Below are 20,579 nucleotides of genomic sequence, written 5' to 3' on the forward strand. Positions count from 1 at the left end.
TCGCCTTTCCTAAGCGTCCTGAGCGGCGGTGAGCACGGTGATGGCCCCATTGCCGGTCCGGGCGGTGATGGCGTGCGGGCTGCCGGCGTCCTCCGGCACGTCGGTGCGGACGTCGCCGCTGTCCGTCGAGGTCGTGACGGCATAGTCGGCGTCGGGGACCTCGACCGTCACCGCGCCGTTGTCGGCCTCCGCCTCGACGCTGTCGGGGACCCCGGTGAGAGCGAGGTGGATCGCTCCGTTCTCGGAACGCGCCTCGACGCGGCCCGAGGTGATGCCGGTGGCGCGCTGCTCGCCGCTGGCGGTGCGCAGCGCGAGGGGGCCTGAGGCGTCCTCGACCTGGATCGCACCGTTGTCCGTGGTGATGTCGAGCCCGGCGTCGAAGCCGGAGGCGGCGACCGCCCCGCTGCCGCCCTCCACGGTCACCGCCACCCCCTGGGGCACGAGCACTTCGTAGCGGGCGTCGCACCTGCCGAGGACGAGTGGCGCGCAGTCGGTGGTCAGGGCGAGGGTGTCCCCGGTGAGGTCCCAGCCCGCCTCGGTACGGGCGCCGATGGCGGACCATCCGGTGAACCGGCGCGTCACCTCGATCCCATCGACGTCCGCGGGCCGGATGTCCAGGTCGCCGCTCTCGGCGGAGACGGTGAGCCGTTCCCCGGCCGGCCCGAAGGTGCGCTCCTCCGGTGCGCCGTCACCGGCGCCGCCGCAACCGGCCAGGGTGGCCAAGGCGAGGACCGCGCCCGCGGCGGCGGCGAACGGGTGCAGGACGCGGGTGGATGTGAACACGCTCATGGAATGCCTCCGGGGGGGCGGCGCCGTCAGGGCAGGCCGAAGGGGTGCCCGGCGCGCCGGGCGGCGATCGGGCGGGTGGAGGAGGAGCGGGGCCGGGGAGGAGGGGGTGCGGTTCGGGAACGGCGGAGGCCGTCAGCCGTCGTCGGGCCGCGGGGCCAGCAGCGCGGTCAGGACGGTGGTGAGCGCCCGCTCGGCGGTATCGGCGGTGACCGCCTCAGGGTCGGCGAGGCGCTCCATGGACAGCCCGTTGGTCAGGCAGTGCACGATCAGCGCGGCCAGGTCGGGATCGACCGCCGGGCGGGTACCGGTGCGCTCGGCGACGTCGGCGATGGACCGCGCCGCCGCGTCGCGTTGTGCGCGGCGCAGAGGGGCGACGACCTCCCGGGTCGCGTCATCGCGGGCGGCGCGCGCCGCGAACTCCAGCCCGAGCCGCGCCCGTTCGGCGTCTCCGGCGATGCGCCCGGCGACGACGCGGGCCGCCCGGCCGATCGCCTCGGCGGGGTCGTCGGCGTCGCCGACCTCGGCCATGACCGTGGTGAGTTCCGTGTCGGAGCGCTCGCGCAGGATCGCGCCGAACAGGTCCTCCTTGCCGCCGAAGTTGGAGTACACGGCCCCTTTGGTGAACCCGGCTGCGCGGGCGATGTCCTCCAGCCGGCTGTCGGCGTAGCCCCGCTCCGCGAAGACCCGTGCGGCCGCGTCGAGCAGCCGCCGCCGCACTTCGTCACGCCGCGTCCGCGCGACCGGCCCGGGCGGTGCGTTCTCCTTCTCACTCATACGGGGAAATTAGCATACCCACGGGTATTGGATACCGGTGGGTATTGAAATGTGGTGGTCCCACCACATGGCATCCGGGATCCCGGCCGGTTGGCCCATGGCCCTCCGGGTTCCGGACGATCAGGCTCACGCGTTATGGAATGACCGCTTCGCAGTCGAGTCTCCGATCCCGCCTCCGGTGGCGCAGAGCCGCGGTGGACGACGCCGAGCGTGACGCCGGGCTGGGGGCACCGATGAACCGGGCCACCGCGGACCACTCGTGGTCGCGGTCGAACATCTCGGCGGGCTTGTCCACGGGGTGGTCAGCTTGCCGGGCCGCCGACGAGGACCAACCAGGTCGGCCGCTACGGGGTGGGCGAAGGTGTCCCGCCGAGTTCCTCCGGGCGCCGGTTGAGCGCCGCGCTGATCGCCGGGATGTCCTGGTACTCGCGCCAGTGCTTGATCAGGCCGTCGCGGACCCGCAGTACGCCGATGCAGGTCACCGAGGATCGCAGGCCGGTGTCGGTGACCGTCCCGGTCAGCTCGTATTCGACGACGATGACCTCGGGGTCGTCGGTCCGGTGGGTGGCCAGTTCGCGGAGCCGCTCGAACCGCACACTCAGGGCGGCGCTGCTGGTGCGGTAGTACTCCAGCCATGCCTCGCGGCCCTCGTGGCGCCGCATGCCCGGCGGGGAGAACGGGGTCTCGACCACGATGTCCTCGGCCAGCAGTTCGGCGGGCAGGAGTGTCGCCTCGTCCTCGAGGAGCGCTTCCTGCATGCGCCGGTAGATCGTGAGCGGGCCTGCGGCGTCGGTCGCCTGCTGTGTCATGGTGACACCCCTCTGACTTAAGATGAGTGGGACTCGACATTGAACATAATGAGTCTGACTCATGTTGACAAGAGGCAGATGGGGACGATGAATCGAAACGGTGTGCCGCCCGCCTCCGGTGGTGCCGGTGAACGACCGGTCCGCGCCGACGCCCGCCGCAACCGGGCGCGCATTCTGGAGGCGGCCGAGGCCGTGTTCGCCGAGCAAGGCGCATCGGCCTCGACGGAGGCCGTCGCCGCGCGCGCCGGCGTTGCGATCGGCACGGTGTTCCGGCACTTCCCGACCAAGCCCGCGCTGCTCCAAGCCGTGGTGATGAACCTGTGGGACCGGCTCGTCTCCGAAGTCGACGCCCTGGTCGACGACCCCGAAGCCGTCACCGCCCTCTTCGAGTTCTGCACCCGCGTCATAGCGATCGGCGCCCGGAACCGGGCCGTGTTCGACCGGCTCTCCGAGACGGGGACCCGGGTCCACGTCGGCGATGCCCTGAGACGCCTGCTCCCCGCCGTCGACCTGCTGCTCGAACGCGCCCGGGAAGCGGGCGCCGTCCGCGACGACCTGCGGTCGGATGAGCTGATCGCCCTGCTCGCGGCCATCTGCCAGGAAGCGATGACCGATGAGTGGAGCGAGCGGTTCCGCCACCGCGCGCTGACCATCCTCTTCGACGGCATGCGGCCGGCCGCACACTCGGGTTCAGCCCGCCCGATCGTCGATGCCCCCGCTGGCCGGGAGGGCACCGACTTCCCGTGTGTCTCCAAGGCAGTGGAGTCCTACCTTCTCGATGGCCAGGCCCCGGAGGACACCGACTGCCACGACCGCCCCCGGCCGGACGACGACACCCTCTAGCGGGCGAGCCCGAGACGGCGGCCCCGCCCGCCTGACCCGATGCGCTTCCTACCCTTCTCCCTGTTCGCAGTGGCGAGGCCCCGGCCGCAGACCGTAGGCGACCTTGAAACCGGCGAGCCACCCGTCGTCATGGAGCCGGGCGAACACCGCGTTGCGCACCGCGCGGTCGGCCGGCCAGCCCTGGGCCGCCGCCACCGTCGCCCAGCTCGGGCCGTGTCCGTGGAGCCCGCGGTAGCCCTCAACCCATCGGGCGACAGCGGGCTCGCGGCCGGCGATCGCGGCGTGTGCGAGCTTGTCGACGTCCTCGGGGGAGAGGGCGTCGCCGTCGTCCGCGGCGCGTGCCGGGGCGGGGCCGGGATCGGCGGGGCGCGGCGCCAGGTCCACCGCCACGCGGCCCAGTCGGCCGACGACGTCGGTGCCGCGGACGGTCTGCGGTGCGGGTTCGAGCCACCCGGACTCCGCGAGGGAGGTCACGACCCCATCGAGTTCCGGGGTGCCGTCCAACGCGCACGCGGTGACCAGTGCGGCGCCGCTGGTGTGCACCCGCCCGTCGGGGGAGGAGTGGGCGACCGTGTGGAGCGCGACGAGGCGGACGGGGTTGGGCTTCTTGCGCAGCTTCTTGTGGGCGAGCACGCGGCTCGCCCACCCCGAGATGCGGCTCCGCCCGTTCTTGCCGAGCCGCCACGGGTTGTCGGCCACCGCCGGGATCCCGCACGACGCGGGGTTCGCCGCATCGGCCTCCAGGACCCGCTCGGGGACGACCTCCAGCCAGCCTGAGGAGGTCAGAGCGGTCAGGCTCGCCATCGGCTCGCGGAGGCGGAGCGCGCGCAGGTCCTGGCCGAGCAGGTTGGCCCGCCCGGTGCGGGCGCCGCGCAGGAGGCAGACGAGGGCGAGGAGGCGGGTATCGGGGTCGTCGCCGATGCCCGCGTCGGCGAGGTAGGTCCACGCCCGGCGCAGAACCGCGGCCTGGTCGGCGTTGAGCCGCACGGTGGGACCGGACGGGCGCACCTGAGCCGGATCGGGATCGGCGGGGCGCCGGGTGCCGGGCGGGTTGACGATTCCGGCCTTTGCGCAGACCGGGCATTCGACGGCGCGTTCCAGATCCGCGCCGTCCCACATCGGGTTGGTCTTCTTCTTCCGTTTCCGTCTGGCCATGGGTCGACCGTTCTCTCCGCGTTCCCTGCCGCGCTGATCGCGAGGGAACTTACTCGCCGGTTCCGCACGGCGCCGATGATTTCGGCACCTTCCGACCACCTATGACATCAGAGCGCCGCGGACCGCGCAGGCCATTCGGCCGATAAATGCCGTGCGCGCGGCACGATCGCGGATCCCCGCGCGGCCGCATCTCCTCCGGGAGGCGGCGCGACCGATCGCGCACCGTTGACCTGCGCATCCTGAATTCCGGAAATATGAAGAAATATAGTGGTTACTGGATCAAGGTACGGGGGAAGAGTTTGCACTACCGCGATCCGCACGGCGTCGGCGTTTTCGTCGATCGCCGGCGCTGCGACGGTGCTCCCCGCTTTACCCCCGGTCCTCACCTGTTGGTGTCGTGCCGGGATTAGCGCCGTCGGCGGCCCTCTCTCCTCATCTCGCGATGGTGTTCTGTGGGCCGCCCGCGGTCGGGTTTCCGCAAACAGATCGAGCGTCAGCGGCGCCGCATGGCGGCGCCGTGCTCACGCGTTCGCTCTTGATGCGATCCGACCTGCGCACGTGAAGTGCCGGACCTCGGAATTACGAATCACGCTAAGAGGGCCCCACCCATGCCTGGACAGCCGCGGTGGGGCCCGCCCCCCGTAACGCCAGGAGGCGATCTTGATGATACTTATCCGCACTCTCCGCCGCCGAGCCGGCACCTTCGCACGGGAGAGGTGCTCCTACTGCACGGCTGAGGCGCTCTTCTATACCTACCCATGGGGCCCGCATCTCCCCGTCCCGGTCTGCGGCGGCTGCCGCAACCGCTGACCGTCCCCATGCCAACGCCCCGGCCGTAACGGCCGGGGCGCCTAGGGGATGGTGGAAAGCCGAATTCGGAAGGAGACGACGAGAACGTCTTACCGCGGTCAGTTCAGCCGGGAAGCTTCGCCGCACTGGAGCACCAGCTCCACGCTGACCTGTTCAATGGGTACGTCCAGAACTGCGGCGATGGCGTCACGCGCCATTTCCCCGGCGTCGGATAGCGTGGTCCCGAAGGTGTGCAGGCGCAGCGCAGGCACGTCGACGGACCAGTGACCGCCATCCCGCTCGCAGAGGACCCGGTAGTGGCGTTCGCTCACGGTGCTACACCGCGTCGATGTCGGCGAGGAGTGCTCGCCATTCCAGCGCGGGGATAGTCAAGAGGTGACGCTCTCTGTTCTGAGAGTCGCGCACCGGCACTCGCGCCCCGCCGTCCAAGCGTGCTTCAATGCAGTCGCCACCAGCGTTCGACCGCGATGACTTCACCCATTCTTCGTTCAGCATCTGGTTACGCTCCTGAGCGCGTCGGCCGTTTCCAGGGGGTCGATGGGAGTGGCCGTCAGAGTCGTTCGACCTCGATCAGGAGCGCCCGCCATTCCGGTGCAGGGAAGACAAGGTGCCCGGCCTCCCGGTTCATCGTGTCGCGGACCTGGACCACTCTGCCGTCAGGGGTCCGGCACTCCAGGCACTCGCCGCCACCGTATGAACGGGTGGACTTATGCCATCGCTCATCCAGCATTACAGCTCCTTCTGATCTCCTTGACCTTGGCCACCGAGTCCTTTGGGGAAAGGCCCCAGGCTGTCAGGGTCGTGACGATGCTTAGGAAGCGTGCGACTTCGCGGGGGCGATCGATGATCTCGCCCCCGGCCGCATGTTCCGCGTAGACGATCGGCAGGCGGTCGGTCGACTCGACCACGCGGAAGGGGCCCACACTGGCCCCGATCGCGCTCCCCTGCCCATCCGCCAGGACACACAGCGCAATCAGCCCTGATTCCGCCATTTCCACAATATGGTCATACTGTTCCGCCATGAGCCCCGGGTCCCCCATGTCTTGGCGGAGGACCGCCTCCGGGACGATCACCGTGAGAGAAGGATCCCCCGGTGTGATCAACCGCGCCGACCTCTTCGCCCGGAGCTGAAGACCGCCCTCGATCTCTTCGGGGGTGTCCAGTGGGCGCGCATTGGTCCAGACGACGCGCGCATAGGCCGGGGTCTGCACCGTTCCTGGGAGGACACTTGGGTGATAGGCGCGAATGCTGACGGCTCGTGCCTCGGCCTCATTCACTCGCGCAAACCAGGTGGGATCAATGCTGCGCCGATTAGCGTCGGACCATGCGCGCAGCAGCGCGCCACCGGTACCAAGAGCGTGGTCGAGTTGTTCTGCCGTATCGCGTTTTGCCGGGCGTGCGGCGCGCTCGATCTTTGAGAGCATTCCCGCGGTGATCGTCAGGGAGCGAGCCGTCTGCTCCAATGAAAGTCCTGCGTGGGTGCGGTGTCGCCGCACTTCCCGACCGAAGCTTGCCCATTGGGCAACGTACCTCTCTGTCATGGACATCAGCCTGAACCAACTCAATACCATGCGCTACGTGTTTGGCCAGTCTCGGCCGGTACGGGACTATTCGTGGATGCAATCCCATCGTCTGTGAACACTTATCCACGTAATAAGCCCCGCGACGGCCAGCAGCGTCCGGGGTATGGCCACCAGCTATTTCCCATCGGAGCTGATGACATGTCAGACGTTACTCAGGCCCCGCCGCGTGGGCGATGCGCCCGAATTCGTCCGTATCTCTTTCGTGTAGAGCGGCTGCTCGCCGTGCGGGGGTGCCGGTGATGGCCGTGCGGTATGACCGGCAATTCCCCGGCTGGGCCGAGCAGGTGCGGGAGGCTCGGGTGTGGACCGAGGAGGTCCTGGCCACCCACGACGGATTCGACATCCCCGACGACACCATCGCATCCGCCGTCCTGCTGGTGTCGGAGGCCGTCACCAACTCGATCCGGTATACGGCCAGCGGACGTGGCGGCACCTTCGGAGTCCGGCTGTATGTCGGTCGGGGGCGCATCACCATCGAGGTGGATGACGAAGGGTGTCCCGCCGGCGGGACACTGCCCTTCCTTCGGCCACTCACGCCGATGGCGCAGTTCGGGCGCGGGGTGACGCTGATCGACTACCTTGCCGCGTCCTGGGGCCCGCTGCCCGCCCCCCGCACCGGCGTCGTCTTCACCGTCACGTGGGACACCGGGACCGGTACCGCCGCGGCCTGACCTGCCTGCCTGACCACGGCGCCATTGAGCGTGGCTCCCGCCTTCGGAGGGGGAGGCGGGAGCCACTGAAAGACCGATCTGTCGCCGGTCAGCGGCCCAGCCAGCCGCCGTCCACGGGCAGGACGATGCCCGACACGTAGTCGGAGGCGCGGCCGGCGAGGAACACGGCTGCGCCGCCCAGGTCTTCCGCGGCACCCCAGCGGCCGGCCGGGATGCGTTCCACGATGGAGCGGCTCCGCTCCGGGTCGCGCTGGAGGGCCTCGGTGTTGTCGGTGGCGATGTAGCCGGGCGCGATCGCGTTGACGTTGACGCCCTTGGCCGCCCACTCGTTCGCGAGCGCCTTGGTGAGCCCGGCGATCCCCGACTTCGACGCGGTGTACCCGGGCACGTTGATGCCGCCCTGGAAGCTCAGCAGCGACGCGGTGAAGATGATCTTCCCGCGGCCCCGCTCGACCATCGAGCGGCCGACGGCCTGGGTCAGCACGAACTGGCTGCTGAGGTTCACTTCGAGCACGCGGTCCCACAGCTCGACCGGGTGCTCGGCGGCGGGCGCCCGCTCGATGGTGCCCGCGTTGTTCACCAGGATGTCGACACCGGCTCCCGCCAGGTGCTCGCCGAGCGCCGCCACGGCGTCGCGGTCGGCGAAGTCGACCCGCAGCGGGGTGAAGCTGCGCCCGGCCGCCCGCACCCGGCGTTCGGCCTCGCCGCCGGACTCCTCGATGGACGCGCTGACCCCGATGATGTCGGCGCCCGCCTGCGCAAGGGCCTCGGCGATCGCCAGGCCGATCCCGCGGCGGGCGCCGGTCACGACGGCCGTCGTGCCGCTGAGGTCGAACAGTCCCGTGCTCATGCCGTGGCCTCCTCTGGTGCCTCGGCGGCGAGGTCGATGAGGACCTTCATCGCCTGCCCGCTCTCCAGGGCGGCGAACGCCTCGGCGACCGCGGTGATCGGCTCGATGTGGGAGATCAGGTGTCCCGCGGGGACGGCCCCCTGCTCCAGCAGCTCGACGGCGCGCTCGAAGTCCTCGCGCCGGTAGACCCGGGCGCCCAGGATCCGGAGCTCGCGCCAGAAGACGCGGTGCAGGTCGACCGGCCGCGGCTGGGGGTGAATGGCCACGACGACCAGGGTCCCGCGGACCTTGACGAGGTCGGTCGCCGCGAGCACCGCCGCGGCGGCGCCGGAGACCTCGAACACGACGTCGGCGCCCGCGCCCCCCGTCCACTCCCGGACCCACTCGGCCTGGTCGGTGGCCGTGGGGTCGAGCACGGTGAAGCCCATGTCGGCGGCGGCCTGCCGGCGCTGCGGGTCGACCTCGGCCAGGACGACGTCGGCGCCCGCGTGCCCGGCGACGGCCGCGATGAGGACGCCGATGGGCCCGCCGCCGATGACGACCGCGCGGTCGCCGGCCGCCAGCTCCGAGCGGCGCACGTCGTGCACGGCGACCGCGATCGGCTCGACGAGGGCCGCGTGGTCCAGGCGCAGGTCCTTCGGCAGCCGGACGAGGGTGTCGGCGCCGACGTTCCAGAACCGCTGGAGCGCCCCGGGGGAGTCGATGCCGATGAAGTCGAGGTTCTGGCAGATGTGCTCGTTGCCCGCGACGCACGCGGGGCAGGTGCCGTCCCAGTCCAGCGGCATGACGGTCACGTGGTCGCCCACCTGCCAGTCGTCCGCCACTCCGTCGCCGAATGCGACGACGACGCCGCTCATCTCGTGCCCGACGATGGCGGGCGGGCTCACCCGGCCGTCCATGTGGCCGTGGAAGATGTGCAGGTCCGTACCGCAGATCCCGGTGTAGGCGACCTGGATCTGCACCTGCCCGGGTTCCGGTGGTCGCGGCTCGGTCTCCCGGATGCCGATCTGGCGGGGGCCGAGGTAGTTCGCGGTCAGCACTGTTCGCTACTCCCGTCGTCCGACGTCGCGTCCCGTGACTATACATCAGATGAAAGAGGCCGAACTTCGCGCATTACGTCGAAAATACGGCGCTTGTTCGATCAAAGATCAGACGTATACTCACACCGACGTCGAGCGCCTTAGAGGAGAAGTCGAGTCATGGCCAAGATCATCAGCGTGGACGTCGTCGACGTCCGCTTCCCGACATCGCTCAGCATGGACGGCTCCGACGCGATGAATAAGGACGGCGACTACTCCGCCGCCTACGTCGTGCTCCGGACCGACGACCCCGGCCTGTCGGGGTTCGGCTTCACCTTCACCATCGGGCGCGGGAACGACATCTGCGTCCTTGCGGCCGAGCAGCGCGCGCAGCCGCTCATCGGCCAGGCCGTCGACGACGTGGTGCACGACCTCGGCGGCGTGTACCGGCGGCTCAAGAGCGACTCCCAGCTGCGCTGGCTGGGCCCCGAGAAGGGGGTCGAGCACCTGGCGATGGCCGCGGTGATGAACGCCGTGTGGGACCTGGCGGCCCGGTCCGCCGGCAAGCCGCTATGGCGGCTCCTGGTCGACATGACCCCCGAAGAGCTGGTCGACGTCGCCGATCTGACCTATCTCTCGGACGTGCTCACGAAGGACGAGGCCGTGGCGATGCTCGCCGAGCTCGCCCCGACCCGCGCCGACCGCATCGCCGAACTCGCCGAGACCGGATACCCCTGCTACACGACCAGCGCCGGCTGGCTCGGCTACTCCGACGACAAGCTGCGGCGCCTGTGCCAGGAGGCGGTCGACTCCGGCTACCGCCACGTGAAGCTGAAGGTCGGCGCGGACCTCCAGGACGACATCCGCCGCCTGCGCATCGCCCGCGAGGTCATCGGCTACGACGCCGACCTGATGATCGACGCGAACCAGGTCTGGGACGTGCCCGAGGCGATCGCGTGGGTGCGCGCGCTGGCCGAGTTCAAGCCGCTGTGGATCGAGGAGCCCACGAGCCCCGACGACATCCTCGGCCACGCCGCGGTCCGCGAGGCGGTCGCGCCCATCGGGGTGGCGACCGGCGAGCACGGCATGAACCGCGTCCTGTTCAAGCAGATGTTCCAGGCCGGCGCGATCGACTTCTGCCAGCTCGACTCCGCGCGGCTGGCGAGCATCAACGAGATCGTCGCGGTGTATCTGATGGCCAAGAAGTTCGACGTCCCGGTCTGCCCGCACGCGGGCGGGGTGGGCCTGTGCGAGCTGGTCCAGCACCTGTCGATCTTCGACTACGTCGCCGTGTCGGGCTCGCTCGAGGGACGGGTCACCGAGTACGTCGACCACCTGCACGAGCACTTCGTGGACCCGTGCGTCATCGACAACGGCGCCTACGTGCTGCCGGAGGCCCCCGGCTACAGCGCGGAGATGTACGAGTCCACGCTCGCGGAGTTCGCGTTCCCCAACGGGCGCTACTGGTCGGGCGCCGCCGGTTCGTGACCGGCGAGGCCGCTCATGTACTGCTCGACCCCGAGCAGGTGGACGCCCATGCGGAGCCTGGCGGCGTCGGGATCGCGCGTCCTGAGCGCGGTCAGGATCGCCTGGTGCTCCGCGTGGGTGTGCAGCTCCACGCCCTTCTCGTCGATGGCCCGCCATAGGCGGGCCCGGACGGTCCGGCCGGCGAGCGCCTCGATGAGCGCGGCGAGGGTGGCGTTGCCGGACGCCGCGGCGATGATCCGGTGGAACTCGATGTCGGCGTCCATCACCGCCTCGTGGTCGACGGGCTCGGCCTGGAGCAGCTTGCCCATCGCGGACAGGACCTGCTCGGCCGCCGCGATGTCGGCGTCGCCGATGCGCAGCGCCGCCCGGGCCGCCGCCTCGGTCTCCAGCGTGCGCCGCACCGACTGGAGGTCGGCGATGTTCTCGGGGCGGTTCAGGTCGACCAGGAAGCCGATCGGGCTGAGCAGCCGGCCCGGGTCGAGCGCGGTCACGTAGGTGCCGTCGCCCTGCCGGGTCTCCAGGACGCCGGTCACCACCAGTGCGCGGACCCCCTCGCGCAGCGAGCCGCGCGATACGCCCAGGCGCGCGGCGAGGTCCTTCTCGATCGGCAGGCGGTCGCCGGGCGCCAGCCTGCCGTCCATGATCATGTGCTTGATGCCGTCCACGACGATCTCGGATTGGGACGGCGCCGGGGATGCCGGTGATGCACCAGTCATCCGACGATTGTCCCACATCCCGTCTCCTCGTTGCCGCGACGGCGCTCATTGATCAGACGTATGGGGGGTGAAGAGGCAAAAAATCCGCTCTGAAGTTGACAACTGTGATCATAGATCTGATGATTCCTGCTGGGTGTGACGCGGCACACCAGGCCGTGATCAGACGAAGGAGCCGTCGGCTATGACACAAGCACCGTTGCGCACGGGCCCCACACGGGTCCGCTGGTTGATCATCTGGGTGGCGTTCGCCGGGCTGACGATCAACTACCTCGACCGGGCGAGCCTGAGCGTCGCCCTGCCCTTCATGGGCGAGGACTTCCACCTGAGCGCGACCCAGCAGGGGCTCGTGTTCGCGGCGTTCTTCTGGGCCTACGACCTCTGCCAGCCCGTTGCCGGGTGGTACGTGGACAAGGTCGGCCCCCGCCGCTCGTTCTTCCTCGCGGCGGTGTGGTGGTCGGTCTTCACCGCGGCGACGTCGCTCGCGCGCGGCTTCTGGTCGCTGGTGACCATGCGGTTCCTGCTGGGGGTGGGCGAGAGCCCGGCCCCCAGCTCCGCGGCGAAGGTGGTGGCCACCTGGTTCCCCAAGCACGAGCGCGGGTTCGCCACGAGCATCTGGGACTCCGGGTCCCGGGTGGGCGCCGTCGTGGCGCTGCCCGTCGTCACCGGGATCATCGCGCTGCTGAACTGGCACGCCGTGTTCGTGGTCATCGGCGCGGTCGGGATCGTGTGGGCGTTCGTGTGGTGGCGGATCTACCGGGACCCGCGGCAGCACCCGATGGCCAACGAGGCGGAGATCGCCCACCTGGAGAAGGGCGGGGCGCGCACGGCCGAGACCGACACCGCGGACGCGCAGAAGATCCCGTGGCGGTCGCTGTTCCGCTACCGGACGGTGCTGAGCATGATGTTCGGCTTCTTCTGCCTCAACGGGGTCATCTACTTCTTCATCACCTTCTTCCCCTCCTACCTGGTGGAGGAGCGGGGCTTCTCCCTGCTCGACCTGGGGTTCTACGGGTCGATCCCCGGTCTGTTCGCGGTCCTCGCCGGCTGGTCCGGCGGCCTGCTCGCCGACCGGGCGATCCGTCGCGGCGCTTCGGTCACGCGGGTCCGCAAGACGGTGATCGTGGCCGGCCTCTGCGGCGGCTCGCTCATCATGTTCGCCGCGCTGGTGCCCGAGGCGTGGATGGCGCTGGCGCTGCTGTCGGTCTCCTACGGCAGCCTCACGGTCGCCGGCACCGGCATCTGGGCGCTGCCCGCCGACGTGGCCCCCAGCTCCAAGCACGTCGCCTCGATCGGCGGCCTCCAGAACTTCGCGTCCAACTTCGCGGGCATCATCACCCCGATCGTGGTCGGCTACCTGGTCGACTCCACGGGCTCGTTCGTGGCCCCGCTGCTCGTGATCGGCGCGCTCGCCTTGATCGGGGCGCTCAACTACCTGCTGGTCATGGGCAAGATCGAACCCCTGAAGCTGATCGCAACGGAACCGCGCCCGGCCGGTGACCCGGCGACCTGACCCGGCGGCCGCCGAAGGGCGGCCGGAACCGGGAACCACGAAGGCCCCGACCGCGCACCCGGTCGGGGCCTTTCGTTGAGCCTGCCCCCGATCTACAGGTGGAGTATCGGCTCAGCGGCCCCACCGGTGATCGTGGCCGTCTGGACGGTACTCCGGCACCGGGCCCTGGGACCGGTGCCGCGGGTCGCGCGGAGCGCCGTGTCCCCGACGACCGCCCTGCTTGGCGAGGTATCTCGATGCCGCGCCGGTGGCTTTGTCGATGTGCCGGTTGTACCTGCCGCCGGTGCGCTTCTTCACGGTCTCACCCGCCGTATGCAGATACCGGTTCGCCTTTCCGGGGTTCTTACGGATGAAACCGAGCACCTGCCGGAGCAGGCTGCGCAGGTTGGCCATCGTGCTCACCTCGTCCTTGACGTTTCTCGGGGGATGGGCGTGCCCTGCACGCCCATGATGCGACATGTCGCATCGCCGTCGGTCGGACAACGGCTGAGGACCGCACTCGTGTTCCGCTCAACGGTTGCACGAGCACCTGCTCCGCGGCCCCGAAAAGGCCAACTGAGACTGAAACTGAGACTACGGACGACGAAGGCCCCGACCGCGCACCCGGTCGGGGCCTTTCGTTAAGCCTGCTAGCAGGCTGGCGGAGGATACGAGATTCGAACTCGTGAGGGGTTGCCCCCAACACGCTTTCCAATCCTGAAGAGCCGCGTTCAGGGGAGGTCGGGGGCGTCTTGACCTCGCCTGACGGCGCGAACCGAACGCTTCTGGACCAGGCCGAACGCCAATGAATGAGACCACAAATGAGACCAAGCGCCGCCGCTCAGGCGTCCCGTGACCGGCGGATTTTCGGAGGGAGGGAATCCCCTTCGGGGGTTGCCGTTCGGCGCTCTGGGCGCATCTCAGAGCCCTCTTTTTGATCTTGGTGACCTGCTACGCCCGGATGAAGCACGGGACGCCGCCGGCGAGGGCCGTCGCTTGCTGGAGCTGGCAGTGCCCACCTCGTCCCGCGGGGGCCCGAACCGCCCGGCGACGCTCCCATGGTGGGCCCGCCGCAGAACCTGCACAACCCGCAGAACCTCCGTATCTGCTGGTGAACCCACGTGGGACGCGGGCCGCAGAACTCGTGCAAAACTCCAGCCGGAACCGCAGAACGCCGAAGCAGCCGTTGCTCGGAGTTCTGCGGGAGTATTGCGGCGGTTCTGCGGAGACAGCAACCCAACGTTCTTGCAGGCCACGGGGTTATGCAGGTTGTGCGGGTTGTGCGGCGTCCCGCTGGCTACCCATGGAGGAGCGCCTCGGCCAGCTCTTGCATGTCGTGAACGACGATCTCTGCTCCGAGCTCACGAAAGGCTTCCGCCTTCCATGAGCGGTTCGCGAACCCGACTGCTGTGGCGCCGGCGGCATGGGCAGCCTCCACGTCCGTCGTGGAGTCGCCTACCAGGACCGAACCCTTGGGCTCTGCCGCGAGCGCATCGAGGGCAAGCCGCAGCGAATGAGGATCCGGCTTCATGAGTCGGGGGGACACCTTGTCCCGTCCGATGACGTCGCGGACCAACGATCCCAGCGCGTGCTTGTCCATGAAGGCCCTGACCGCCTCTTCCGAGTTGTTGCTCACCACGGCCAGAGGGCGACCCGTCTCCACACACGCGCGCATGAATTCGACAGCGCCGGGCGTGGGCTCCGCTGTGGCGACGGACTGCACTTCGGCAGCGGTCAACGCAGCTTCGGCGGGCTCATGAAGATGCGATGCGAGTTCGAACAGCTCTCGCAGGACGACCATCGGATCCGATTCTGTAGCGAGCCGCGCCGGGATACGAACTCCCGCGGCTGCCGCCTGCTCCCGGAGGTGCTCCGCAACCTCCGGCGCTGGGTAGCCAGCGAATGCACTGCATACCGGTCCGTCGAAGTCGAGCATCACCCAACGGCACGCCCTGAACGTTCTGCGCTCATCCGGCGTCATGGTCCCGCCCCTTTGCAACAGACCCCCAGATGCTGTCGAACCACATCTGCGACTGTGACACGTACTGCGATCCGGTGGACTCCGAATCCTCATCGGCCCCATGGTGGAACAGGACCGCGTCTCTGCCCATGAGGTCGAAGATGCCGACCTTCTCCTTGCCCAGGGTGACCGTGTTCTCTGCCACGGGGTAGAAGCCGAAGAACACTTCGGACCGGTTGATGATGTAGAGCTTGAACATGGGTGCCACCGGATGCACCCGAGTCTCAACGGATGCGCGTTCGACCAGCCCCAGAGTCTCCAGCTCCTGCACAGAATCTTCGATGCCCTGGGTGTAGCGCAGCAGGATCCGATGCATGCGTGCTCGGACATCTGGGTCATCGCCGCCGGTGTCCCGCCGCGCTGGGAGCCCCATTGGGATCTGCATGTCGGGAACAAGGATCCGGATAGCGATGCTCTTCGGGCTCAATCGCCCATGGCGGACCTTGTCCAATGGCTCCTGCAGGGCGCCATGCAGTGTCTCCCCACCGAAGCCCGCGAAGTCGATCGTGACCCGAGGTTCGGCGAACGCTCGCTCGATGTGAGGACGTAGGCCCGCTGGTCGCTCAGTCCGTTCACGCACGTACACGCCGCGTCCCTGCTGTGAGATGACCAGTCCTTCATCACGCAGCAGCCGGATCGCCTGTTGAACGGTCATGCGCGCCACGCCGTAGGTAGTGGCCAGCTGCGGACCGGACGGCAGCTTGTCACCGGGCTCGAACTTCCGGGTGAGGATCGCGGCGCGAAGGGCACTCGCCACCTGCTGAAACGGCGGCCGGGGGTCTTCAGGATCGATGCTCATTCCCACAGCTTACGGGCAGTTGCCTAGGCAGCCTAGAAAGAATCTTCAGCGAAACTATTGACTGTCCTAGCCTGCCTAGCCAAGCTAGATGCATAGCCAACCTGGCCAAGAGGGTTCGTGGTTCATAGCCGCCTTCACGAGCCCTCACCTGCAAGGAGGTTCAGTGGAGATCAACCCGATGGAGATGACCACGCAGCAGCTGCGTGACGCTCTGCTGTCCGCCCCGGTGAGGTGCGCTACTCAGCCGGAGCTGTTCTTCGCCCCCGAAGAGCGCGAGTCCGCCGCCGCGAAGCGGATGCGCGAACAGTCCGCCCGGCTGCTGTGCGCCCGCTGCCCCGTCCGGGCCGTGTGCTTCGAACTCGCGATGCGCGAGCTTCCCGAGCACGGCACGTGGGGCGGTTTCACCGCCGACGAGCTTGCCGCCCTCGCGACCGATTCCGGGGAGGTGGCCTGATGTTCAAGCCCGCTGAGGCCGCCACGCCCGGCGAGGTGATGCGCGTCAACGGCAACCCCTACCCCATCACCGCCGTCCGGGCCTCGTTCGACGCCGTGTGGATCGACATCGACACCGGCCTGTTGGACCTGCCGGTCCGCTTCGACTACGGCCACACCATCGACGTCGACGCCGCCGCCTGACACCGGTTTGGCCCCTGCTTCGTAGCCGCCATCAGGGGCCACCACTCCAAGGAAGGACTCTCGTGACCACGATCTACATCACCTCGTTCGGCTGGGACCAGCCCGCCGGGGCCCCTGCCGCGAACCTGACCTTCGATCTGCGCACCCACTTCCGCGACCCCCACAAGCGCCCCGAGTTCCGGTACCTGACCGCCCGCGACCAGGTCGTCGTGGACACCGTGCTCTCCACCCCCGGCATCCGCCCCCTGGTCGCCTCCATCGCGGGCGCCGTCGCCGCCTACGCCTCGGGCCCGGTCGCCGCCGACATCACCGTGGCGGTCGGGTGCGTCGGGGGCCGGCACCGCGCCCCCAGCGTCGCGATGCTCCTCGCCGGGATGCTCACGGAGCTCGGCTACGAGGTCGCGGTCGACCACCGGGACATCGACCTGCCGGTCCTGACCCGCTGACCGGTCAGTCCCGTTGCTCCCCGCGCCCACACGGTCGGGGGGCGGCGAGACCGCCCGACCAGCGGACGGCCCAACCAGGAGGAAGCCTTATGCCCAAACGCACATTCCCCGCACCCGCTCCGGGTGCTCTCACCTTCGCCCTGAACGCGGAGTACGCGCAGGTGGAGGTGGCGGTCAACCCGACCGCGCCCGCCGCCGTCGTGATCCTCTCCGGCCCCGACGACGTCGTCACCGGCGCCCGCACCGACTTCACCGCGGGTACCTGGTCGCTGCGCTTGCCCACCGAGCACGCCAGCGGGATGCCCACGGTGATGACCCGCGGAAGGTCCACGTTCGTCACCGGCGGCACCATCACCGGCAACATGAGCGTGATCGGTGGCCAGGTATTCGTCAACGGTCGCCTGGTCACGCCCGGCCCCGCCGCGGAGCCGATCACGGTGCAGGTGATCCTTCCCCAGGAGTCGTCCCTTCGGACCGACATCACCGCGGGCCGTGTCGAGACCCGCGGCCGTCTGGCCACCGTGGAGCACTCCACCACCTCCGCCGACTTGACCGCCGACACCGTCGACTGGCTGTGGGCGGAATCGGTGTCGGGCGACGTGACCTTCGTGCGGATGGCCGACGCGGCTGAGGTGACCACCGTTTCCGGTGACATCCGCGCCAACGCCCGCGCCCGGGCCAACCTGCGCACGGTCTCCGGCGACATCCGCGCCGGGGTCGGCCCCGACACCCAGGTGGACGCCACCTCCGTCTCCGGCGACGTCACCGTGGCCGGCGGCGGGCCCCGTGTCCGCGCGAACAGCGTCTCCGGGCGCGTCCGCACCCTCCGCTAATGACTCCTCGTAGTTGGGTGCGGTCCCTGCTTCATAGCCGCCATCAGGGGCCGCACGTCCGCGCAGCATCACGCAGAAAGGACATGCCCGTGACCATGACCCCCGAACAGGCCACGGCCGACGCGGTCTCGTCTCCGAAGCCCATGACCGAACTGCTGGCCGTCGCATCCACGATCATCGCCAAGTTCAGCGAGCACCACCCCACCCTGGCCGTGAGCCTTTCCCACCTCAACGGCAAGCCCTCCATCAACTTCGGCGTCTCGCAGGCGGTGCCGAAGTCCACCTTCGAGCAGAGCAACGCGTTCATTCACGACCTGGCCCTCGCGCTGGACACCCCGGTCGACAACCGGCCGGACTTCCACATCGCGTCGGTGTCCCACCACAACTGGAACGACACGGGCATCTGGGTGTCGGGACAGGCCGTCGTCCGCCACGAGGTGAACGGGGGCGGGTCGTGATCGCCGAAAGCACGATCGCCGCGGCCATCGTGGGCGGAATCGTGGTCGCCCTGATCGGTCTGGCGCTGCTCAAGCTCGCCGAATTCCACCGCAAGGTGCGGTCGCGCCTGCGCAGGTGGGGCCGCACTCGCGTGGTCCTCACCCAGGCGCCCCGCCGTTCCACGAGGAGGCGTCGATGAGCGCTCTCATCTCCTTGGCCGCCTTCTTCCTGGTCGCCGTCATCGTGCGCGTGCTGGCCGGTGGCTGGTGGCCCGACCGCCGATCCGACCTCGACAACATCCGTCGCTTCTCCCAGGTGGGAGACCGCCGATGACGAAGCTGATGGACCTTGGCCGCGCGCTGGTCGACCGCGTGATCGTTGCGCTGTCGGCCCGCCGCGTGGCGGAGCTGGAAGCAGCCCTTGACGCGGCCCGCGTCCGGCACGACCGCGACATGGCCGCCGCCAACCGCCGCGCCGACTTCCGGGCCGAACAGCTCCGGTACACGATCCGCCAGCAGCAGGTGTGGCTTGGCGCCGCGTGGGACCGGGCCGAAGCCGCTGAGAAGGCGCTGAAGGCCGCGAAGGAGGATCAGTGATCAGGAAGACGACCCCCGCCGCGCCGGTGGATGAGGCGATGGTGGCAGAGCTGAAGGAGCGCGTGCGCGTCGCCAAAGCGGTCGCGTCCATCCCGGACCTGGCCCTGTTGGACGACGCCGATACCAACCCCGCCATGACCCCGCTGCGCACCGAGCTGTCGCAGAAGCGGCAGACGTCGCTGCTGCGGCAGCGGCACAAGGCCGAACTCCGCCGCCAGGAGCGCGAGGAGTTCGACCAGCAGATGGACGACCGCGGCCACCGGCTGGTGCGCCGCAGGGAGCTGTCGGAGTCCCCGGCGCGCAAGGCCGCCTCGCTGGAGCGGTTGCAGCGCTGGGTGGTCGGGCTGGGTGCGGCCGGGATCGCGGGCATGGGTGCGGCGTCCACCGCCGGTGTCCACGCGGGCCTGGTGGCGCTGATCGGCCCCGAGGTCGCGAATGCGGCCTGGGGGTACGAGCCCGCCGTCATCGTCCTGGTGGCCGGCGGCATCGTGGCCCGCTCCATCCTGGATCGCTCCGGCGGGCGGATGCCTACCGTGGTGACCGTCCTGGAGTGGACCGCGCTGGCGACCAGCATCGCGCTCAGCTGGTACGGATCCGGTGCCGGAGCCGCCCTGTTCCCCGTGGGTGTCGCGGTCCTGGCGCTGGTGATGCAGCAGATCCTTGCCGCGGTCGCCGACGCCAACGTCCACGCGCCCCGCCGCCCGCGGACCACCCCCGATGGCCCGGCCCGCATGGAGGACACCCCCGCCATGCCCGCGCCCGATCGTGTGGAGGCGCAGCAGCCCTGGGCCGATGCCGTGGGCGAGGAAGCGCGCGCCGGTCTCAGTGATGTTGAAGACCACCTGCGGCGCGCCAGCGTCGTCCCCCCGACCGAGCGGGAGGACGACGGGGGGTCCCTCGCCGTCATCCCCCCGGAGGACGACGACCCCACCAGCGCCACCGCGCCCGACGAGGAGGGGGAGGACGACGGGCCCGACGCCGCCCCGCCCCCGCTGGCCGATGCGGCCCGCCGCCGGTCGCAGACCGCCGCAGAGGCGGTGCGCGCCTACTACGCCGACAACCCCGACACCCCCATCAAGAGGGCCGCGAAGGACCTGGGGATCGACCCCAAGACGGTGCGCAAGTACCGGACGGGCGGTGCCCCGTGAACCGGCACAAGGCCGCCCGCACGTCGTGGCGGGTCCGTCTGCGGGCCGCCTTGTCCTTCGCCGATCACCTGGCCGCGCGGCTGGACGCCTACACCGCCGCCTGCCTGGACATCCGCCCCGTCCGCTCCTGGGGGAGCGACCTGGCCGCCTGGCTCGGGGAGTCCTGGCGGGCTCACCTGGCCGCCGCCCGGATCCGCCGGCACGGCCCCGGCCGGGGAGTGATCGCCGTCGTCATCAACCACCCCACCACCGACACCAGGAAGGACAGCCGTGAGCGCTGAGTCCACCTACGCCAAGCAGATCATCAGCGAACTCGAAGCCATTGAGTTCGAGACCGGCTCCGACGTCCGCAAGTACACCGAACTCGTCCGCCGCCTCTCCCGGGCGGTCGCGATGGAGCTGGAGTACTCGGCACAGGAGCTGGAGGCGGTCTTGAAGGACCTGCCGCCCGGCGACGGGGACGGGCACCTCACCGCGCGCATCAAGGCCCGGAGCGTCGCCCGCCACCTGCGCCGCGCCGCTGAGGCTCAGCGCACCGTGGGCATCGAGTCCGTGCGCACCTGGGGATCGATGCTCAAGCACTTCGAGCACCTCATCAAGCCCAAGAAGCGCAAGAAGACCATCGACCTGGGCTCCTGACCCCGACCCGACACCGCGGGGGCCGCGT

The 20,579-nt window shown here is 69.7% G+C and carries 29 protein-coding genes; 15 read left to right on the forward strand and 14 right to left on the reverse strand.

Annotated features, from left to right (window positions below; translation table 11 throughout):
* Positions 1-9 precede the first annotated feature (9 nt).
* The 3 genes from ACFOVU_RS18525 to ACFOVU_RS18535 all read right to left on the reverse strand — a co-directional run bounded on the left by ACFOVU_RS18525 (position 10) and on the right by ACFOVU_RS18535 (position 2,372).
* Positions 10-789, reverse strand: a complete 780-nt coding sequence (locus ACFOVU_RS18525) for a DUF4097 family beta strand repeat-containing protein (protein ID WP_378535339.1) — start codon at positions 787-789, stop codon at positions 10-12.
* Between the two features lie 132 nt (positions 790-921).
* Positions 922-1,563: a TetR/AcrR family transcriptional regulator gene (locus ACFOVU_RS18530; RefSeq protein WP_378535340.1), complete on the reverse strand. Its 642-nt coding sequence runs from the start codon at positions 1,561-1,563 to the stop codon at positions 922-924.
* A 344-nt stretch (positions 1,564-1,907) separates the two neighbouring features.
* Positions 1,908-2,372 (reverse strand): nuclear transport factor 2 family protein, encoded by a 465-nt coding sequence (locus ACFOVU_RS18535; protein WP_378535342.1) that lies wholly within the window; start codon positions 2,370-2,372, stop codon positions 1,908-1,910.
* Between the two features lie 87 nt (positions 2,373-2,459).
* On the opposite strand from ACFOVU_RS18535, the gene ACFOVU_RS18540 reads away from it, so the two are divergent.
* Complete coding sequence (locus tag ACFOVU_RS18540) at positions 2,460-3,215, forward strand: TetR/AcrR family transcriptional regulator (protein WP_378535343.1); 756 nt, start codon at positions 2,460-2,462, stop codon at positions 3,213-3,215.
* A 48-nt stretch (positions 3,216-3,263) separates the two neighbouring features.
* Here ACFOVU_RS18540 and ACFOVU_RS18545 read toward each other — a convergent pair whose 3' ends face one another.
* The 5 genes from ACFOVU_RS18545 to ACFOVU_RS18565 all read right to left on the reverse strand — a co-directional run bounded on the left by ACFOVU_RS18545 (position 3,264) and on the right by ACFOVU_RS18565 (position 6,751).
* Complete coding sequence (locus ACFOVU_RS18545) at positions 3,264-4,370, reverse strand: hypothetical protein (RefSeq protein WP_378535345.1); 1,107 nt, start codon at positions 4,368-4,370, stop codon at positions 3,264-3,266.
* A gap of 908 nt (positions 4,371-5,278) precedes the next feature.
* The gene (locus tag ACFOVU_RS18550; protein ID WP_378535347.1) at positions 5,279-5,491 is read right to left on the reverse strand and encodes a type II toxin-antitoxin system HicB family antitoxin; all 213 of its coding nucleotides are present in this window, start codon (positions 5,489-5,491) and stop codon (positions 5,279-5,281) included.
* Between the two features lie 4 nt (positions 5,492-5,495).
* Entirely contained in the window at positions 5,496-5,675 is a 180-nt protein-coding gene (locus ACFOVU_RS18555; protein WP_378535349.1) for a DUF397 domain-containing protein, read from the reverse strand.
* A gap of 55 nt (positions 5,676-5,730) precedes the next feature.
* Positions 5,731-5,910 (reverse strand): DUF397 domain-containing protein, encoded by a 180-nt coding sequence (locus tag ACFOVU_RS18560; protein WP_378535351.1) that lies wholly within the window; start codon positions 5,908-5,910, stop codon positions 5,731-5,733.
* Positions 5,900-6,751: a helix-turn-helix domain-containing protein gene (locus ACFOVU_RS18565; protein ID WP_378535353.1), complete on the reverse strand. Its 852-nt coding sequence runs from the start codon at positions 6,749-6,751 to the stop codon at positions 5,900-5,902. The genes ACFOVU_RS18560 and ACFOVU_RS18565 overlap by 11 nt, the downstream gene beginning before the upstream one ends.
* 251 nt (positions 6,752-7,002) lie before the next feature.
* Here ACFOVU_RS18565 and ACFOVU_RS18570 point away from each other — a divergent pair, with 251 nt between their 5' ends.
* A complete protein-coding gene (locus ACFOVU_RS18570) occupies positions 7,003-7,434 on the forward strand; it encodes an ATP-binding protein (protein ID WP_378535355.1) in 432 nt (143 codons plus the stop codon).
* An 88-nt stretch (positions 7,435-7,522) separates the two neighbouring features.
* Here the strand turns inward: ACFOVU_RS18570 and ACFOVU_RS18575 are convergent, their stop codons facing one another.
* Positions 7,523-8,284, reverse strand: a complete 762-nt coding sequence (locus ACFOVU_RS18575) for an SDR family oxidoreductase (RefSeq protein WP_378535356.1) — start codon at positions 8,282-8,284, stop codon at positions 7,523-7,525.
* Positions 8,281-9,324: a zinc-dependent alcohol dehydrogenase gene (locus ACFOVU_RS18580; RefSeq protein WP_378535358.1), complete on the reverse strand. Its 1,044-nt coding sequence runs from the start codon at positions 9,322-9,324 to the stop codon at positions 8,281-8,283. Before ACFOVU_RS18580 ends, ACFOVU_RS18575 begins: the two co-directional genes overlap by 4 nt.
* Before the next feature lie 159 nt (positions 9,325-9,483).
* Here ACFOVU_RS18580 and ACFOVU_RS18585 point away from each other — a divergent pair, with 159 nt between their 5' ends.
* Positions 9,484-10,791, forward strand: coding sequence for an L-fuconate dehydratase (locus tag ACFOVU_RS18585; RefSeq protein ID WP_378535360.1), 1,308 nt, complete (start codon positions 9,484-9,486; stop codon positions 10,789-10,791).
* On the opposite strand, the gene ACFOVU_RS18590 is transcribed toward ACFOVU_RS18585, so the two are convergent.
* Positions 10,764-11,507, reverse strand: coding sequence for a FadR/GntR family transcriptional regulator (locus ACFOVU_RS18590; protein WP_378535362.1), 744 nt, complete (start codon positions 11,505-11,507; stop codon positions 10,764-10,766). The two genes, ACFOVU_RS18585 and ACFOVU_RS18590, sit on opposite strands and share 28 nt — an antisense overlap.
* 181 nt (positions 11,508-11,688) lie before the next feature.
* On the opposite strand from ACFOVU_RS18590, the gene ACFOVU_RS18595 reads away from it, so the two are divergent.
* The gene (locus tag ACFOVU_RS18595; protein ID WP_378535364.1) at positions 11,689-13,017 is read left to right on the forward strand and encodes an MFS transporter; all 1,329 of its coding nucleotides are present in this window, start codon (positions 11,689-11,691) and stop codon (positions 13,015-13,017) included.
* A gap of 111 nt (positions 13,018-13,128) precedes the next feature.
* Here the strand turns inward: ACFOVU_RS18595 and ACFOVU_RS18600 are convergent, their stop codons facing one another.
* The 3 genes from ACFOVU_RS18600 to ACFOVU_RS18610 form a co-directional block, all read right to left on the reverse strand.
* Positions 13,129-13,410, reverse strand: a complete 282-nt coding sequence (locus ACFOVU_RS18600) for an antitoxin (RefSeq protein ID WP_378535366.1) — start codon at positions 13,408-13,410, stop codon at positions 13,129-13,131.
* Between the two features lie 883 nt (positions 13,411-14,293).
* Positions 14,294-14,932, reverse strand: coding sequence for an HAD family hydrolase (locus tag ACFOVU_RS18605; RefSeq protein ID WP_378535368.1), 639 nt, complete (start codon positions 14,930-14,932; stop codon positions 14,294-14,296).
* Between the two features lie 31 nt (positions 14,933-14,963).
* The gene (locus ACFOVU_RS18610; protein ID WP_378535370.1) at positions 14,964-15,815 is read right to left on the reverse strand and encodes a GntR family transcriptional regulator; all 852 of its coding nucleotides are present in this window, start codon (positions 15,813-15,815) and stop codon (positions 14,964-14,966) included.
* Positions 15,816-15,978: 163 nt separating this feature from the next.
* On the opposite strand from ACFOVU_RS18610, the gene ACFOVU_RS18615 reads away from it, so the two are divergent.
* The 11 genes from ACFOVU_RS18615 to ACFOVU_RS18665 all read left to right on the forward strand — a co-directional run bounded on the left by ACFOVU_RS18615 (position 15,979) and on the right by ACFOVU_RS18665 (position 20,551).
* On the forward strand, positions 15,979-16,269 hold the full coding sequence (locus ACFOVU_RS18615; protein WP_378535372.1) for a WhiB family transcriptional regulator: 291 nt from the start codon (positions 15,979-15,981) through the stop codon (positions 16,267-16,269).
* Positions 16,269-16,451, forward strand: coding sequence for a hypothetical protein (locus ACFOVU_RS18620; protein ID WP_378535374.1), 183 nt, complete (start codon positions 16,269-16,271; stop codon positions 16,449-16,451). The genes ACFOVU_RS18615 and ACFOVU_RS18620 overlap by 1 nt, the downstream gene beginning before the upstream one ends.
* A 62-nt stretch (positions 16,452-16,513) precedes the next feature.
* Positions 16,514-16,897, forward strand: coding sequence for a RapZ C-terminal domain-containing protein (locus ACFOVU_RS18625; RefSeq protein WP_378535376.1), 384 nt, complete (start codon positions 16,514-16,516; stop codon positions 16,895-16,897).
* Between the two features lie 89 nt (positions 16,898-16,986).
* Complete coding sequence (locus tag ACFOVU_RS18630) at positions 16,987-17,730, forward strand: DUF4097 family beta strand repeat-containing protein (RefSeq protein ID WP_378535378.1); 744 nt, start codon at positions 16,987-16,989, stop codon at positions 17,728-17,730.
* A gap of 89 nt (positions 17,731-17,819) precedes the next feature.
* Positions 17,820-18,188, forward strand: a complete 369-nt coding sequence (locus tag ACFOVU_RS18635; protein ID WP_378535380.1) for a hypothetical protein — start codon at positions 17,820-17,822, stop codon at positions 18,186-18,188.
* Positions 18,185-18,367, forward strand: coding sequence for a hypothetical protein (locus tag ACFOVU_RS18640; protein ID WP_378535382.1), 183 nt, complete (start codon positions 18,185-18,187; stop codon positions 18,365-18,367). The genes ACFOVU_RS18635 and ACFOVU_RS18640 overlap by 4 nt, the downstream gene beginning before the upstream one ends.
* Positions 18,364-18,501 carry a hypothetical protein gene (locus tag ACFOVU_RS18645; RefSeq protein WP_378535384.1) on the forward strand — a complete coding sequence of 46 codons (138 nt, stop codon included), beginning with the start codon at positions 18,364-18,366 and terminating at the stop codon, positions 18,499-18,501. Before ACFOVU_RS18640 ends, ACFOVU_RS18645 begins: the two co-directional genes overlap by 4 nt.
* The gene (locus ACFOVU_RS18650) at positions 18,498-18,764 is read left to right on the forward strand and encodes a hypothetical protein (RefSeq protein WP_378535385.1); all 267 of its coding nucleotides are present in this window, start codon (positions 18,498-18,500) and stop codon (positions 18,762-18,764) included. The genes ACFOVU_RS18645 and ACFOVU_RS18650 overlap by 4 nt, the downstream gene beginning before the upstream one ends.
* Complete coding sequence (locus ACFOVU_RS18655) at positions 18,761-19,912, forward strand: hypothetical protein (RefSeq protein ID WP_378535387.1); 1,152 nt, start codon at positions 18,761-18,763, stop codon at positions 19,910-19,912. Before ACFOVU_RS18650 ends, ACFOVU_RS18655 begins: the two co-directional genes overlap by 4 nt.
* A complete protein-coding gene (locus ACFOVU_RS18660; RefSeq protein WP_378535388.1) occupies positions 19,909-20,193 on the forward strand; it encodes a hypothetical protein in 285 nt (94 codons plus the stop codon). Before ACFOVU_RS18655 ends, ACFOVU_RS18660 begins: the two co-directional genes overlap by 4 nt.
* Positions 20,183-20,551 (forward strand): hypothetical protein, encoded by a 369-nt coding sequence (locus ACFOVU_RS18665; RefSeq protein WP_378535390.1) that lies wholly within the window; start codon positions 20,183-20,185, stop codon positions 20,549-20,551. Before ACFOVU_RS18660 ends, ACFOVU_RS18665 begins: the two co-directional genes overlap by 11 nt.
* Positions 20,552-20,579: the final 28 nt, after the last annotated feature.

Origin of the sequence: Nocardiopsis sediminis, assembly GCF_042650565.1 — a bacterium.
In the GTDB taxonomy this organism is placed as follows: Bacteria; Actinomycetota; Actinomycetes; order Streptosporangiales; family Streptosporangiaceae; genus Nocardiopsis_B; species Nocardiopsis_B sediminis.